At 72.5% G+C, this 14,966-nt stretch carries 13 protein-coding genes; 8 read left to right on the top strand and 5 right to left on the bottom strand.

Annotation, left to right across the window (positions count from 1 at the left end):
* The first annotated feature begins 59 nt into the window (after nt 1–59).
* Nucleotides 60–1,406, top strand: a complete 1,347-nt coding sequence (locus ABFX50_RS12495; RefSeq protein WP_346146031.1) for an MFS transporter — start codon at nt 60–62, stop codon at nt 1,404–1,406.
* Nucleotides 1,403–2,761: a carboxylesterase/lipase family protein gene (locus tag ABFX50_RS12490; protein WP_346146029.1), complete on the top strand. Its 1,359-nt coding sequence runs from the start codon at nt 1,403–1,405 to the stop codon at nt 2,759–2,761. The genes ABFX50_RS12495 and ABFX50_RS12490 overlap by 4 nt, the downstream gene beginning before the upstream one ends.
* Here the strand turns inward: ABFX50_RS12490 and ABFX50_RS12485 are convergent.
* Nucleotides 2,739–3,668, bottom strand: coding sequence for an alpha/beta hydrolase (locus ABFX50_RS12485; RefSeq protein ID WP_346146027.1), 930 nt, complete (start codon nt 3,666–3,668; stop codon nt 2,739–2,741). The two genes, ABFX50_RS12490 and ABFX50_RS12485, sit on opposite strands and share 23 nt — an antisense overlap.
* Nucleotides 3,669–3,715: 47 nt before the next feature.
* Here ABFX50_RS12485 and ABFX50_RS12480 point away from each other — a divergent pair, with 47 nt between their 5' ends.
* From ABFX50_RS12480 to ABFX50_RS12460, 5 genes are read left to right on the top strand one after another with little or no spacing between them, the layout of a single operon-like run.
* Nucleotides 3,716–4,285: a TetR/AcrR family transcriptional regulator gene (locus tag ABFX50_RS12480; protein ID WP_346146025.1), complete on the top strand. Its 570-nt coding sequence runs from the start codon at nt 3,716–3,718 to the stop codon at nt 4,283–4,285.
* Nucleotides 4,282–6,606 carry a glycoside hydrolase family 3 C-terminal domain-containing protein gene (locus tag ABFX50_RS12475; RefSeq protein WP_346146023.1) on the top strand — a complete coding sequence of 775 codons (2,325 nt, stop codon included), beginning with the start codon at nt 4,282–4,284 and terminating at the stop codon, nt 6,604–6,606. The genes ABFX50_RS12480 and ABFX50_RS12475 overlap by 4 nt, the downstream gene beginning before the upstream one ends.
* Complete coding sequence (locus ABFX50_RS12470; protein ID WP_346146021.1) at nt 6,593–8,656, top strand: hypothetical protein; 2,064 nt, start codon at nt 6,593–6,595, stop codon at nt 8,654–8,656. Before ABFX50_RS12475 ends, ABFX50_RS12470 begins: the two co-directional genes overlap by 14 nt.
* A 1-nt stretch (nt 8,657) precedes the next feature.
* Nucleotides 8,658–9,872 (top strand): PucR family transcriptional regulator, encoded by a 1,215-nt coding sequence (locus tag ABFX50_RS12465; protein ID WP_346146019.1) that lies wholly within the window; start codon nt 8,658–8,660, stop codon nt 9,870–9,872.
* Complete coding sequence (locus ABFX50_RS12460; protein ID WP_346146016.1) at nt 9,872–11,134, top strand: DUF3089 domain-containing protein; 1,263 nt, start codon at nt 9,872–9,874, stop codon at nt 11,132–11,134. Before ABFX50_RS12465 ends, ABFX50_RS12460 begins: the two co-directional genes overlap by 1 nt.
* Nucleotides 11,135–11,157: 23 nt before the next feature.
* Here the strand turns inward: ABFX50_RS12460 and ABFX50_RS12455 are convergent, their stop codons facing one another.
* A complete protein-coding gene (locus ABFX50_RS12455; protein ID WP_183651951.1) occupies nt 11,158–11,529 on the bottom strand; it encodes a hypothetical protein in 372 nt (123 codons plus the stop codon).
* Between the two features lie 244 nt (nt 11,530–11,773).
* On the opposite strand from ABFX50_RS12455, the gene ABFX50_RS12450 reads away from it, so the two are divergent.
* Nucleotides 11,774–12,598 carry an NmrA family NAD(P)-binding protein gene (locus tag ABFX50_RS12450; protein ID WP_346146014.1) on the top strand — a complete coding sequence of 275 codons (825 nt, stop codon included), beginning with the start codon at nt 11,774–11,776 and terminating at the stop codon, nt 12,596–12,598.
* On the opposite strand, the gene ABFX50_RS12445 is transcribed toward ABFX50_RS12450, so the two are convergent.
* Genes ABFX50_RS12445 through ABFX50_RS12435 form a run of 3 tightly spaced genes read right to left on the bottom strand, consistent with a single transcriptional unit; the run spans nt 12,595 to nt 14,966 of the window.
* Nucleotides 12,595–13,191: an energy-coupling factor transporter transmembrane component T family protein gene (locus ABFX50_RS12445; protein ID WP_346146012.1), complete on the bottom strand. Its 597-nt coding sequence runs from the start codon at nt 13,189–13,191 to the stop codon at nt 12,595–12,597. The two genes, ABFX50_RS12450 and ABFX50_RS12445, sit on opposite strands and share 4 nt — an antisense overlap.
* Nucleotides 13,188–13,862 (bottom strand): energy-coupling factor ABC transporter ATP-binding protein, encoded by a 675-nt coding sequence (locus ABFX50_RS12440; RefSeq protein ID WP_346146010.1) that lies wholly within the window; start codon nt 13,860–13,862, stop codon nt 13,188–13,190. The genes ABFX50_RS12445 and ABFX50_RS12440 overlap by 4 nt, the downstream gene beginning before the upstream one ends.
* Complete coding sequence (locus tag ABFX50_RS12435; RefSeq protein WP_346146008.1) at nt 13,863–14,966, bottom strand: thiolase family protein; 1,104 nt, start codon at nt 14,964–14,966, stop codon at nt 13,863–13,865.

Genomic DNA, 14,966 nt, shown 5'->3' with positions numbered 1-14,966 from the left:
GACTCTAGCCTGAAGCATCTACCTATCAGTTGGTAGGTCTTCGAGCGAGGGGTGGCGGGATGGACGACAGGCCCGGCATGGCGGAGAAGTTCGCCTTCTTCTCGGGGGTGTGGGGTGGCGTGCTGATGGGCGCGGGCTCCGGCTTCCTCCTGCTGTACCTCACCGACATCGTGGGCCTGGGCGCGGCGGCCGTCGGCACGCTCATGCTGGTCGCCAGGGTCGCCGACGGCGCCAGCGATCCGATCATGGGCTACCTCGTCGACCACCTCCCTCCCACCCGCTGGGGCAGGTTCAGACCGTACGTGCTCGTCGGCGCGGTGTTATGCGTGTGCTGCGTCATCGCGCTCTTCGTCGTTCCCGCGCTCCTGCCCGACGCGCTCGTCGCCCTGTGGATCACCTACCTGCTGTGGGGCCTGCTGCTCGACCTGTTCCAGATCCCGATGACCTCGCTGGTGCCCGCGATGAGCGCAGACCAGGGAGCGCGCGGCCAGCTCGCCGCGATCGTCGGCGTCACCGGGCTGTTCGCGGCGGCGCTGGCCACGGGGCTGACGCTGCCGGTCGTGAACCTGCTGGGAGGGGGCACACGCGGATGGCTCACCTACGTCATCGGCTCCGCGATCCTGGGGTTCTGCCTGGTCGTCGTCATGGTGCTGCGGGTGCGCGAGAGGGTGGTGCCGCTCTCGCCCGAGCGCTACCGCCTGTCGGACGTGCGCAGGGTGTTCTTCTCCGGCAGGGCGGTGCCGATCCTGCTGCTGTCGAAGGTGTCGGTGCAGGCGGCCAGCGGGGCGCTCACGGCGGCGATGCCGTACTTCTTCCTCTACTACATCGGCGACACGGTGTACCTGTCGGCGGCGGCGTTCGTGATGGCGATCCCGATGGTGGCGGGGGCCGTGGCGGTGCCCGTGCTGGCCAGGCGGGCCGGGGCCAAGCCGCTCTACGTGGCGAGCTTGGGCGTGTCGATCACGGGCCTGGCGGCGCTGATGGCCGTGCCACCCGATCCCGTGCCTGTGCTGGCCTGCTTCGCCCTGACGGGGGTGGGCCTGGGCGGGGCGGTGTCGCTCAGCCTGGTGCTGCTGGCCGAGCTGACCGACTACACCGAGTGGAAGCACGGTTTCAGGACCGAGGCCTCACTCACGGCGATGACCTCGTTCGCGGCCAAGGCGGGAGGGGGTGTGGGCGGCGGCCTGCTGGCGTACACGCTGGCGCTGACCGGCTACCGCAGCGGCGGAGTGGCGCAGAGCGAGGAGACGCTGGACGGCATCCTCATGGCGCAGAGTCTCGTTCCCGCGGGGATCGGCCTGGTGGGCGCGCTGGCCTTCCTCCTCTACCCGATCAGCGGTGAGGTGGCGCGCGAGGCTTCGCGGCGGCTGGCCGAGCGGCGCACGGCCGTGGTGGAGCCGGCATGATCGTCAAGACCGCCCAGGGCAGGGTGCGGGGGACGGTGGAGCGTGGCGTGGCCAGGTTCCTCGGCGTGCCCTACGCCGCCGCGCCGTACGGGGCCGACAGGTTCGCGCCGCCCAGGCCGCACGACGCGTGGGCCGGCGTGCGAGAGGCGACGAGCATGGGCCCCACACCGCCGCAGGTGCCGTACGCCGGAGGGCTGGAGAAGGTCCTGCCCAGCTTGATCATCCACGGCGAGGAGGTGCTCAACCTCAACATCTGGGCGCCGGCGGAGGGCACGGGGCACCCCGTCATGGTGTGGGTGCCGGGCGGCGCGCTCACCAGGGGCGGCAACGCCCTCGCCACCTACGAAGGGAGCGCCTTCGCCCGTGACGGCGTCGTGCTGGTGTCGATCAACTACCGGCTGGGCGCCGAGGGCTTCTCCGTGCTCGACGACGCACCCGCCAACCTCGGGCTGGCCGACCAGTTCGCCGCGCTGCGCTGGGTGCGCGACAACATCGCGGCCTTCGGAGGGGATCCGGGCAGGGTGACGGTGGCGGGCCAGTCGGCAGGCGGCGGGGCGGTGGCCGCGCTGCTCGCCCATCCCTCGGCGGGCGAGCTGTTCGCCCAGGCCGTCGTGCAGAGCGGTCCGCTGGCTCCTGGGCGGGCGGGCAAGGCCAGGCGGATCACCCGCCTGATGGCCAAGGAGCTCGGAGTGCGGGCGACGCGGGAGGAGTTCGCGCGGGTGCCGCCCGAGGAGCTGCTGGCCTGCCAGACGCGGGTGCTGGCCAAGGGCGTGGGCTTCGGCGTGGTGCCGGGAGACGAGCTGGTTCCCTCGGACCCCGGAACCGCCCTGCTGGCGGGCGCGGGCGCGGACATCCCGCTCATGATGGGCCACACGGCCGAGGAGTTCAGGCTGTGGACGGTGCCCACAGGGAAGATCGACAAGATCGGCCGGCTCCACGTGCTGGCTGCCAGAGTGCGTTTCAGGGACTTCGCGGCCCGCCCAGGTGCGAGCAGCGGCGACGTCTTCGGCGCGCTGGTCACCGACGCGCTGCTGCGCAGGCCGATGAACGCGCTGGCCGACGCCCGCCGAGGACGCACGTGGATGTACGAGTTCGCGTGGCGCTCGCCCGTCATGGATCTCGGCGCCGCGCACGCGACGGAGCTGGCCTACGTCTTCGACACGCTCGACAGCTCCGACGCCGAGATGATCGGCGGGTCCGGCCGTCCGCTGGAGCTGGCCGACAGGATGCACGCCGCGTGGGTGCGCTTCGTCAAGGACGGCGACCCGGGCTGGCCCGCGTGGGACGAGGGCCGCCCGGTGATGGTCTTCGACTCACCGGGCGGCGGTGTGGTCAGGACTTCAGGCTCGCCCTGATGGAGTCGAGCAGGGTCTTCCGCCAGGCGCGGGCGACGGGCAGGAGTCCGGTGAGCATCTGCGAGCCGTGGACCTGCCCTTCGAACTCCACGTGCGTCACGGGCACCCCGCTCTCACGCAGTCGTGCGGCGTAGCGGCTGCCGTCGTCGGCGAGCGGGTCGCACTCGGCCGTCAGGATGACCGCGGGAGGCAGCCCTGTCAGGTCGTCGGCGAACAGCGGGGAGACGAGCGGGTCGGCGGGGTCGTGGCCGCCGAGGTAGTTCTCGACGCACCAGCGCAGCTCCTTGGCCGTCAGCACGTAACCCTCGGCGTACGTCGCGATCGAGGGGGAGGACAGTGTGAGGTCGAAGGCGGGGATCTCCATGATCTGGAGATCGAGCGTGGGCCCGCCGCGCTCTCTCGCCAGCAGCGCCATCACCGCGGCGAGGTTGCCGCCCGCGCTCTCTCCCGTGACGCCCAGCCAGCCGGGGCCGAAGCTCTCGGCCGCCCACTCCAGCGCGCGGTAGCAGTCCTCCGCCCCGGCAGGGAAGCGGTGTTCGGGGGCGAGGCGGTAGTCGACGCTGACCACCGTGAGGCCGGTGCCCGCGGCGATGGTCCTGCACCGGGTGTCGGAGTCGTCGGGGTGGCCCGACCACCAGCCGCCGCCGTGGTAGTAGACGAGCGTGCCCGCACTCACGGGTCCGTGACGGTAGACGCGGACGGCGACGCCGTCGGGCGGGACGCTGTCCTCGTAGACCTCGTCCACGTCGGGCGCGGCCTCGATGTACCTGGCGTAGGGGCTCCCATCGGCCGATCGCCTGGCCTCGTCGCGTTCGCGGCGGCGCTCGGCGGCGCTTGTCCCTTCCGGGGTGGGAGGCAGTGAGGAGTGGACCTCGAGCAGCGGAACGAGCAGGGGGTCGAGCGGCATGCAAAAAACCTACCAACTGATTGGTGGTTTTTGTTAGCCTTGATCTCATGACCGCTCGAAAGCCCTCCTCCGTGGGCGTCGCACGCAGAAAGCAGATCCTCGCCGCAGCCCGCGAGTTGTTCAGTCTCAAGGGCTACAGAGGAGCCTCCCTGCGGGACGTGGCCGCCCAGGTCGGGCTCACGCTCGCGGGCGTCCTGCACTACTTCCCCTCCAAGGAGGAGCTCCTCGCCGCGCTGCTGCAGGAGCGCAGCGAGGCCGACACCACCTGGTTCGAGGAGACCTGGGAGGAGCTGGGCAGCTTCCGCCTCGCGGTCCGCGAGCTCATGATCCGCAACATGGACACCGCGGGCGTCATGCGGCTGTTCGTGACCCTCTCGGCCGAGGCCTGCGATCCCGAGCATCCCGCCCACGACTTCTTCGTGCAGCGCTACCGCACCAGCCGTGAACTGTTCTCCACCACGCTCGCCAAGGCCCAGAGCAGAGGCGAGGTCGACGCCAGGGCCACGGGTCCCGTGCTCATCGCCGTCCTCGACGGGTTGCAGACCCAGTGGCTGATCGACCCCGAATTCGACCTGCTCGCCTCGCTCGAGGCCTACCTGGACACGATCACGCCGTGAACGACCTGACCCTCGCCGAGAAGGCGGCGCTGACCTCGGGGGCGTCGCTCTGGACCACCAAGCCCGTCGAACGCGCGGGCATCGCCTCGATCACGCTGAGCGACGGTCCCCACGGGGTGCGCCGTCAGCTCACGGGCGGCGACCATCTCGGCATCGGCCGCAGCATCCCCGCCACCTGCATGCCGCCCGCCGTCGCCCTCGGCTCCTCCTGGGATCCTGACCTGTTACGCGGGGTGGGCGCCGCTCTCGGGGCCGAGGCGCGGGCGCTGGGCGTGCAGGTGCTGCTCGGCCCCGGCATCAACATCAAGCGCTCGCCGCTGTGCGGTCGCAACTTCGAGTACCTGTCGGAGGACCCGCTGGTCAGCGGCGTGCTCGGGGCGGCGCTCGTCGAGGGCGTGCAGTCGAGCGGCGTCGGCGCCGCGCTGAAGCACTTCGCCGCCAACAATCAGGAGACCAACAGGCTGAGGGTCAGCGCCGAGGTGGACGAGCGCACGCTGCGCGAGATCTACCTGGCCGCCTTCGAACATGTGGTGAAGCGCGCCAGACCGTGGACCGTGATGTGCGCCTACAACAAGGTCAACGGCGAGTACGCCTCCCAGAACCGCTGGCTGCTCACCACCGTCCTGCGCGAGGAGTGGGGGTTCGACGGCCTGGTCATGTCCGACTGGGGCGCGGTCGACGACAGGGTGGCGGGGGTGTGGGCCGGGCTCGACCTGGAGATGCCCACCTCGGGCGGCATCACCGACGCGCTGCTCGTCGAGGCCGTGAGGATCGGCAGGCTCGACCCCGCCCTGCTCGACCTCGCCGTCTCGCGCGTCCTGGCCCTCGTCGCCAAAGCCCGCGCCGCCCAGCCCGAAGCCCTCCTCCCGGAGTCCTCCGCCGTCCAGCCCGAAGACTCTGTCGCGTCGGCCCCCGGCGCGCGACCCGGAGCCGTGATGGTCGCCGAGGGCGGAGGGGCCGTCGAGATCGACGGGGTGCGGGCCTGCGCGCATCACCGGCTGGCTCGCGAGGTCGCCGCGCAGTGCGCGGTGCTGTTGAAGAACGACGGCGTCCTGCCGCTGGCCACCTCCACCTCCGTCGCGGTCCTCGGCGAGCTCGCCCGCACCCCCCGCTACCAGGGCGCCGGCAGCTCGCAGATCGTGCCGACCAGGCTGGACGACGCGCTCACCGAGATGCGCGCCCTCGCCGGCGCCGACCTCCCCTTCGCCCCCGGCTACCGCCTCGACCACGGCGAGCCCGACGAGGCGCTCGTCGAGCAGGCCCGTGAGGTCGCCGCCGCGGCGCAGGTCGCGGTGGTCTTCCTCGGCCTGCCCGAGGGCGAGGAGTCGGAGGGCTACGACCGCGCCCACCTCGACCTGCCTGCAGGCCAGCGCGCGATGCTCGACGCCGTGATCGCCACGGGCACGACGACGGTCGTCGTGCTGTCCAACGGCGGTGTGGTGGCCGTGTCGGGATGGGACGCGCGGGTGGCCGCGATCCTGGAGGGCTGGCTGCTCGGCCAGGCGGGCGGCGGCGCCCTCGCCGACCTGCTGTACGGCGTGGCCAACCCGTCGGGACGGCTGGCAGAGACGATCCCCCTGCGCCTGGAGGACACCCCCAGCTTCCTGAACTTCCCCGGCGACCCCGACCAGGTGAGGTACGGCGAAGGCGTCTTCGTCGGCTACCGCTACCACGACGCCGTGCGCGGTGAGGTCGCCTACCCCTTCGGCCACGGCCTGTCCTACACCACCTTCGCCTACTCCGACCTCACGGTGTCGGTGAAGGGAGCCGACGAGGAGATCGAGGTCGAGGTCGCGGCCCGCGTCACCAACACGGGCGGCAGGCAGGGGCGTGAGGTGGCGCAGCTCTACGTGTCGGCGCCGAGCGCCACGGTCGGACGGCCGGTCAGGGAGCTGCGCGGCTTCACCAAGGTCGCGCTGGAGCCGGGCGAGAGCGCCGTGGTCCGCTTCGGCCTCGGCTATCGCGACTTCTCCTACTTCGACGTGCGGGAGGGCCGATGGGCGGCCGAACCCGGCACGGCGAGCGTCCACGTGGGCGCCTCGTCCAGGGACCTGCGCCTGCACGCGGAGGTCACCCTCGACGTGGCGGGCAGGCGGCCGCCGCTGACGCCGGACTCGCCGCTCGGCGACTGGTTCGCCGACGACGCGGGCCGTACGGCGCTGCTCGGCGTGGCGCGGGAGCCGTCCCGCTTCCTGAGCGAGGAGTACGCCAGGACCCTCGGCTCGATCCCGCTGAGCCGCCTGGCCAGGTTCCCCGGCTCGAAGATCGACCCGGACAGCCTCGAGGAGCTGGCGGCGAGGGTGCGCGATGATCGACCGTGAGCGGCTGGTCCGCGCCCACAACGTCGTCGTGACGGCGTGGCATCCCTCCTCGACGCTGAGCGTCGGCAACGGCGACTTCGCCTTCAACGTCGACGTCACGGGGCTGCAGACCTTCCCCGCCGAGCACGAACTGCCGCCCAGGCCGGCCCTGGTGACCGACGAGCACGGCGTCAGGCGGCTGCCCGTGAGGGAGTTCGACCTCGACGACTTCCCCGTGCCGCTGCGCACCCAGTCCACGTGGGGGTGGTACGCCACGGAGCCTGCCGCGCCGTACACGCTGGACGAGGCCTCCACGGGCTACGCGACCAGGCGGGGCGAGGTGCGCTATCCCGACGGGCTCGGTCCCGTGCCCGAGGCGGCGGCGTGGCTGTACGCCAACCCGCGCAGGCTCGACCTCGGCAGGCTCGGCCTCGACTTCCCCTGCGGACGGGTCGCGCTCGGCGACCTTGAGGCCACGCGCGTCGAGCTCGACCTGTGGACGGGCTGCGTGCACGCGCGCTTCGAGGTGCTGGGCCGTCCCGTCGAGGTGTGGACGGTCGCCCACCCGCGCCTCCACCTGGTGGCCACCAGGGTGGAGTCGCCGCTCCTGGCCGCGGGGGAGCTGCGGCTCAGGCTGTCCTTCCCCGACCAGGGCGACCCACTGGTCAAGGACGAACGGCTGACGCAGGAGACCGTGTACGGCAGGGCGTCGGCCGTGCGGACGGTCGGCGACGCCTGCTACGTCGTGCGGGTGGCGGCCGACAGCGTGATCGGCCCCGAGCTGGAGCTCTCCACCGCCGCCCCCGCCCTCCACGCCACGGTCGCCTTCGGCCCGGTGCGGACAGGCGACCTGCCGGGCTTCGAGGAGGTGAGGGCGGCGGCCGCCGCGCACTGGCGCGACTTCTGGACCCGCGGCGCCGCCGTGAGCTTCGAGGGCAGCACCGACCCCCGCGCCCCCGAGCTCGAGCGCAGGGTCGTGTTGTCCCGCTACCTCACCGCCGTCCACAGCGCGGGCGTGCTGCCGCCGCAGGAGTCGGGGCTGGTCCACAACTCGTGGGGCGGCAAGTTCCACCTGGAGATGCACTGGTGGCACGCCGCGCACTTCGCCGTGTGGGGCAGGCCCGACCTGCTCGAAAGGGGTCTCGGCTGGTACGGGTCGATCCTCGGCGTGGGCAGGGAGAGCGCGCGGCGGCAGGGCTACGCCGGAGTGCGCTGGCCCAAGCAGACCGGCCCCGACGGGCGCGAGTCGCCGTCCGACATCGGCGCGTTCATCATCTGGCAGCAGCCGCACCCGATCTACTACGCCGAGCTGCTCAGGCTGAACAGCGACGACCCCGACGTGCTGGAGCGGCACAAGGAGATCGTCTTCGGGACCGCCGAGTTCATGGCCGACTTCGCCGAGTGGGACGGCGGCACCTGCCATCTCGGGCCGCCCGTCGTGCCCGCGCAGGAGACCTACTACCCGGGCAGGGCGCGTACGGCCGACCCGACGTTCGAGCTGACCTACTGGCGTTGGGCGCTGGGCGTCGCGCAGAGCTGGAGGGAGCGGCTCGGCATGGAAAGACGCGCCGACTGGGACGCCGTCATCGACGGCCTGGCCAGGCCCGCCGTCCGAGAGGGCCGCTACGCGGCGGTGGCGGTCGAGCCCTACACCCTGCCCGACGACCATCCCTCGATGCTGATGGCGCTCGGCTTCCTGCCGAGGACCCCGCTGATCGACCTGGAGACCATGGCGGCGACCTACGACGACGTGCTGGCCCGCTGGGACTTCCGCACCACCTGGGGCTGGGACTACCCCGTGCTGGCGATGTGCGCCACCAAGCTCGGAAGGCCCGCCTCGGCGGTCGACGCGCTGCTCATGGACACCGGCAAGAACATGACACTCGTCAGCGGGCACGTGCCGCAGTTCCCTGGAGGGCTGAGCGTCTACCTGCCCGCCAACGGCGGCCTGCTCGCCGCCGTCGCGATGATGGCCAAACAGGACGGCTTCCCCCGCGACGGCTCCTGGCGGGTCCGCCACGAGGGGCTGGGCGACTTCCCCTCCGACGCAGACCTCTCCTCAGGGGGATGATGTGCGACCGCACAGGGTGGACCACCCTCCCGTGGCCCGGCTGGCCGCCGGTCTGCTGCGGGAGGTTCCCGAGCTGACCCGCAGGGTCTTCACGGCGATCGTGGCCGAGGACGCGACCTACGCCGCGCTCGACACAGAAAGACTGGCCGAGGTCAGGGAGCACAACAGGCGCAACCTCGTCACGCAGCTGACCGACCTGGCCGAGCAGCGCCCGCCCTCCACGGAGGCGGCCAGGCAGACCGCTCGCCTGCGGGCGGCGCAGGGCTTCCCGCTGGGGGCGCTGCTCCACGCCTACAGGATCGGGTTCAGGGTGGTCTGGGAGAGCCTGGTGGAGCGGGCGACGGCCGATCCCCGCTACCCCGTCGACACGCTGGCCACCTCCATGACCACGGTCTGGACCCTCGTCGACGCCTACTCGGTGGCGGTCACCGAGAGCTACAGGGAGACCGTGGTCGAGCTGACCAGGCACGACGAGCGGAAACGGCTGGTGCTGCTGGACCTGCTCATCGAGGGCAGGGTGAGCGACTGGACGGCGCTCGACGGCAGCGCGCAGGCGCTCGGCCTGCCCGCCAGTGGCCCCTACCTGTGCGTGGTCGCCGACCTCGGCGTGACGATGCCGAGGGGGAGCGCGTGGCGGCTGCGCGCCGAGGACCAGGTGGGGGTGCTGCCCGTCCGCGCCTTCGAGGGCATGGACGGCAGGGCAGGCGTCAGCCCGCCGTACGAGCGGCTGACCGAGACGGCTGCGGCGCTGCGTCTTGCCACGCTGGCGCGGGCGAGCCTGCCCGCGGGTGCCACGGGCGTGGCCACGGTGGACGCGCGGCCCGTGGGCGCGCTGCTGGCCGCAAGCCCCGACCTCGCCGAACGGCTGGCGGGCACGGTGCTCGGCCCGCTGCTCGGCAGCAGGGAGAGCGCCCGCCTGCTGGAGGTGCTCGAGATCTGGCTGGAGACGGGGGAGTCCACCGCCGACCTGGCCAGACGGCTCTACTGCCATCGCAACACCGTCCGCAACAGGCTGGACAGGATCGAGCAGCTCACCGGCAGGTCGCTGGAGCGCCCTGAGGACGTGGCCGCGCTCTACACGGGAGTGCTCGCGCTGCGCCTCACGGGTTGTGCGCCCGCACAGGAGTCCGCTCGGAAGCGGCGTCCCGGGCCTAGTGACTCCAGAACATCGTTCCAGCAGGATCTGGGGACAGCCCGTCCCCGCTGGAGGCGATGATGTCGCGAGCCGTACGTGCCCTGCTCTCCGCACTGGTCATCGCCATGGCGGGGGCGCCGCCCGCGGCGGCCGGCGCGCCCGAGGAGTCCGTCGGCATCGCCGGGCCGCTGGCCGAACCTGTGTGGCTGTGCAAACCGGGCAAGCCGAACAACCTGTGCGGCCAGGACGCCGCCGGGCTTCCCCAGACCCTGCCCCGCTACCCCAGCGGGGCGACCACCCCGCTCGACGCCACCAGGGTCGGCGCGGACGGCACGCTCACCCACGAGCCCTTCGAGGTCGCCGCCCCGCCGCCCGTCGACTGCTTCTACGCCTACCCCACCGTCGACCTGGTCTCCAACCCGCTGCTGCAGATCGGCTCGCTGCCCCCGCTGCCGCGTGACGAGGAACTGGCCGTCACGCTCGTGCAGATCGGCAGGCTCGCCACCACGTGCAGGCTGTTCGTGCCGGTCTACCGTCAGGTGCCGCTCAGCGCGCTCGCGGTCGGCATCATCACGGGGCTGCCCACCGACATGCGTCCGGGAACCCTGGACGTCCAGCAGGCGTGGGAGCACTACTGGACGCACGACAACCTCGACCCCGTCACGGGCAAGCGCAGGGGCGTGGTCCTGCTGGGCCACTCGCAGGGCACCTGGCAGCTCGCCACGCTGCTCAGAGACAAGATCGACGGCACGCCCTCGCAGCGCAACCTGGTGTCGGCGATCCTGCTCGGCGGCAACATCGACGTGCCGGTGGCCACCGACGCGTACGGCGGTGTCCCCGTCTGCCGCAGGCCCTCGGCCGCCGACCCGATGCCGACCGGCTGCCTGGTCTCCTTCTCCGCCTACAACAGGCCCGAGGGCGCGCCGCCGGACGGAGCCTTCGGCCGTACCACCACGCCGGGCAACGAGGTCGTCTGCGTCAACCCCGCCCAGCTCCTGCGCGGAGGCGAGGAGCCCTACCTCGACGCCTACCTGCCCACCAGGAAGCTGCTCAACGGCAACGCGCTCACCCCGAACGGCTCACTCACCCTGCTGCTGGGCAGCTATCGGTTCAGCCGGCACCCCACCGGCTACGACCGCTACACCGACACCCTGCGCGGACGCTGCGCCAGAGCGGTGGACGAGAAGGGGCCCGTCAACTGGCTGCAGGTCAGCGGCGGCGACCACCTGTTCCCCTCGACCGCGCCCGACCACGTGCTGGGCCTGCACGTGGCCGACCACAGCGTCGTCCTCGGCGACGTGGCCGCGCTCGTCGCCGCCCAGGCGGCCGTCTGGAGACCATGACGGCCGCCGTGCCCCCGATCGGGCTAGGAGCGCTTGTCCTCGACATGGACGACGACCAGCTCGTGCCCGTCCTGGTCGCGCTTGCCCCGCCCGAAGAGGCCGACGGTCAGATCGTCGTCGGCCTCGAGCTCGTCGTCGGCGACGTAGGTCAGGATGTCGGGGTGGTGGCAGGTCACGGCCCAGCCGGGCGCGTCGTCGAGGCCGATGGTGGTGAAGTCGCCCGCGGGCGTGCCCGCCTGGACAGGGCCGAACTCGCGGAGCAGGTCTCTGGCCTGCCCGGCCAGATCGCCGTCGGGCTCCATCAGGATCACGCAGGTGCCGTTGGCGAACAGCACCCACGACCTGCCGGGATGCAGCAGCTGCCGCCAGGTCGCTATCACGCTCTCGTGGGTCATGTGCGAGACGGTAGCGAGCGGCTACGACAGATCTAGATCATCCTTGCCGTCGTCGTCACCTCGCAGGATCGCACCGACAGCCACCGCTCCGCCTTCGCCGTCCCCGCTCGTCGCGCTCGCCCCGGCCGCAGGGGTCAGCGCCCTCGGCCTCGGGCGCCGGTGAGTCCTAGGCCCAAAGCCGTACGGCAGGCCCGGCCCGGCGGCCGAGGTGGGACGCGGGTACGAGCGCGTAGCGTCCACGGCTATGACGTTTCTCGTGACAGGGGCGACAGGGAAAGCCGGCAGGCACGTGGTCGGCCAGTTGCTGAAGGAGGGGCAGCACGTCAGGGCGCTGACCCGCGACCCCGCCAAGGCGAACCTGCCCGAGGGGGTGGAGGTGGTGCGAGGAGATCTCACCGACCCCGCCACCCTCGGGCCCGCGCTCGACGGCGTGACAGGGGCGCATCTGCTGACCATGGGCGGGGACGACTACGCCACGCTGCGCACAGGACCGGAGCTCGCCGAGCTGATGGAGAAGGCCGGCGTACGGCGGGTCACCCTGCTGTGGAACGGCAAGACCGGCCCCGTCGAGGAGGCCTTCGCGGCCAGCGACCTGGAGTGGACCAGGCTGGAGGCCGTCGACTTCATGAGCAACACGCTCCACTGGGCACCGGCGATCAAGGCCGAGGGCAGGGTGGAGGAGCCGTTCGCCGACGTGCCCGGCGCGGTCGTGCATGAGGCGGACGTCGGCGAGGTCTCCGCGAGAGTGCTGGTCGACGGCGGGCACGGCGGCAGGTCCTACACGCTGACCGGCCCCGAGACGCTCACTGCGCGCCAGCGGCTGAGCGTGCTCGCCGAGGTGCTCGGCAGGAAGCTGGAGTTCGTCGAGCTGAGCGAGGAGCAGGCCAGGGAGCGCTGGAGGAAGGCGGGCTACGACGAGGAGCTCATCGACCTGCTGGCCGACTGGCAGGGCAACCCGCCGCCCGAGGTGTACACGGTGGTGCCGACGGTCGAGCGGATCATCGGGCGCCCGCCCCGCACCTTCGCCCAGTGGGCGGCCGAGCACGCGGAGCGCTTCCAGCAGGGTTAGTCGTCCAGGCCGCGGGCGCTCAGGGCCTCGCCGAGGGCGTCCGCGTGCCGGAGCGCGCTGACCACCAGCGGGATGGCGAAGGCGCGCATGCTCCACGAGACCCCGCGGGCCCGCTGCGCCTCGCGTACCCGGGTGGCGAGCGCCGAGATGACCGGCACGCTGCGCACGGTGAGGGACAGGAGCAGCGACACGCGGAAGGGATCGACGCCCACCCTGCGCAGCGGCCCGAAGCAGCGCTCGAAGAAGGTCATCATGTCCGCGAAGCGGGTGGTGAGGGTGACCAGCCCTGCCAGGGCGACCGCGAGGACGATGCGCAGCGTGGAGACGACGGCCGTGTCGAGGCCCATCAGCACGAACTGCATCACGAACAGCACGAGCGCGAACCAGCGCAGCGGCCGGATCTGCGCCCACGCGGCGGTGAACCCGACGCCGGAGACGACGTACAGGGTCGCGACGAAGGCGCTGAACCCGGCGAGCGCGGCGAGGGAGCCGAGCAGCACGAGCACCGTGCACGACACGACCAGGCCCAGCACCTTGGCCCACGCGGGCAGGCGGTGAAGGAGCGAGTCGCCGGGAACGTAGATCCCGATCACGACATGAGCTTGCGATAGTGGTCGATCGCCGACGAGGGCAGCCCGTCGGCGACGATTCTGCCCTCGTCGAGGACCAGCACCCGGTCGAAGGAGTCGAGCAGCCCGAGATCGTGGGTGACCACGACGACCTGCTGGGGGAGCTCGCCCAGGAGCTCGGCCACCACGCGGGAGTGCCGCAGGTCGAGCAGCGTGGTGGGCTCGTCCATGATCAGGATCCGAGGTTCGAGCACCAGGACGGAGCAGAGCGCGAGGAGCTGCTTCTGCCCGCCGGACAGCTGGTGGGCGGGGTGGTCGGCGTGGTCGGCCAGGCCGTGCCTCGACAGCACCTGCTCCACCCTGTCCGCCACCTCGGCGGCGGACAGGCCCTTGCGGCGCAGGGAGAAGGCGACGTCCTCGGCGACCGTGGGCATCACGATCTGCGCGTCGGGATCGGTGAACAGGAAGCCGACCTCGCGCCTGATGCGGGCGGCGTGGCGGCGGGTGTCGTGGCCGAGGACGGTGACCGTGCCCGAGGTGGGCATGGCCAGGCCGTTGATCAGGCGGGCGAGCGTGCTCTTGCCCGAACCGTTCGCGCCGACCACGCCGACGCGGCGCTCGGTCAGCGAGAGCGTGATGCCGGACAGCACGTCGCGCCGGCCGAGCCGTACGTGGACGTCGGTGAACTCGATCACTCACACCACCTCGAACAGGGCCGCGACGCCCAGGCCGCCGCCTACCGCGGCCGCCGCGAGTCCGAGCGTGCCCTGGGGCGCGCCCGCCCGCACGAGCCTGCTGAACAGCCTGGTCACGACCACCGCGCCGGTCGCGCCCCACGGGTGTCCGAGGGCGAGCGCGCCGCCCTGGGCACAGACCCTGTCCAGGTCGGCCTCGAGCGCGTCGGTCACCGCGAGCACCTGCGCGGCGAACGCCTCCACGATCTCCACGGCGGCGACCTGCTCCATCGTCACCCCTGTACGGCCCAGCACCCGCCGTACGGCGGGCACGGGGCCCCAGCCGGGCAGAGAGGGGTCGCAGCCGACGACCGCGCCCGCCACCAGCCGCAGCCCCGGCCGCCCTTCGCGCAGCCGGTCGGGGACCAGGGCCACGGCGGCGGCGCCGTCGCTGATGGGCGAGGAGTTGCCCGCCGTGACCGTGCCGCCGAGTACGAAGGCCGAGGGAAGCCTGGCGAGCGTGGCCATGCGCAGCGCGCGCGGCCGCTCGTCGGCGGACCTGCCGCCGACGGGCACGATCTCCTCGCCGAAGTCGGCGGCCAGCGCCAGCGCGTGGCTGCGGTGGGCGTAGGCGTCCTGCCGCTCCCTGCTCACGCCGCGCGCCGTCGCCAGCGCCTCCGCCGCGGGCCCCATGTCGGGGTCGGGATGCCCCTCGGGTGCGAAGGGCGCCCTCGGGTACGGCCCGGCCGCGCCGCGCATGGTCCGCAGCGGCGCGGTGGAGGCGCTCTCCACCCCGCCCGCCACGACGAGCTCCAGATCTCCCGCGCGGATCGCCTGGCCCGCCAGCAGGATCGCGGCCAGCCCGCTGCCGCACTGGCGGTCCACGGTGACACCGGGGACCTCGTGCCCGAGCCCCGCCGCCAGCGCCGACACGCGGGCCAGGTTGCCGCCCGGCCCCATGCAGTTGCCGAGCACCACGTCCTCGACGGCAAGGTGGGACACCTCGGCCGCGACCGCCGCGATGACGGGCGCGGCGAGCCGGTCGGCCGTCAGCGACCTGTAGGCGTGGCCCGCGGTGCCGATGGGGGTACGGCGCGCCGCCACGACGACGGGCTGCTCGCTCAT

It is taken from the genome of Nonomuraea recticatena, from assembly GCF_039533245.1.
GTDB classification, from domain to species: Bacteria; Actinomycetota; Actinomycetes; order Streptosporangiales; family Streptosporangiaceae; genus Nonomuraea; species Nonomuraea roseola.
The sequence above is the reverse complement of the archived record's forward strand: the minus strand, read 5'-3'. Positions and strand labels throughout refer to the sequence as shown.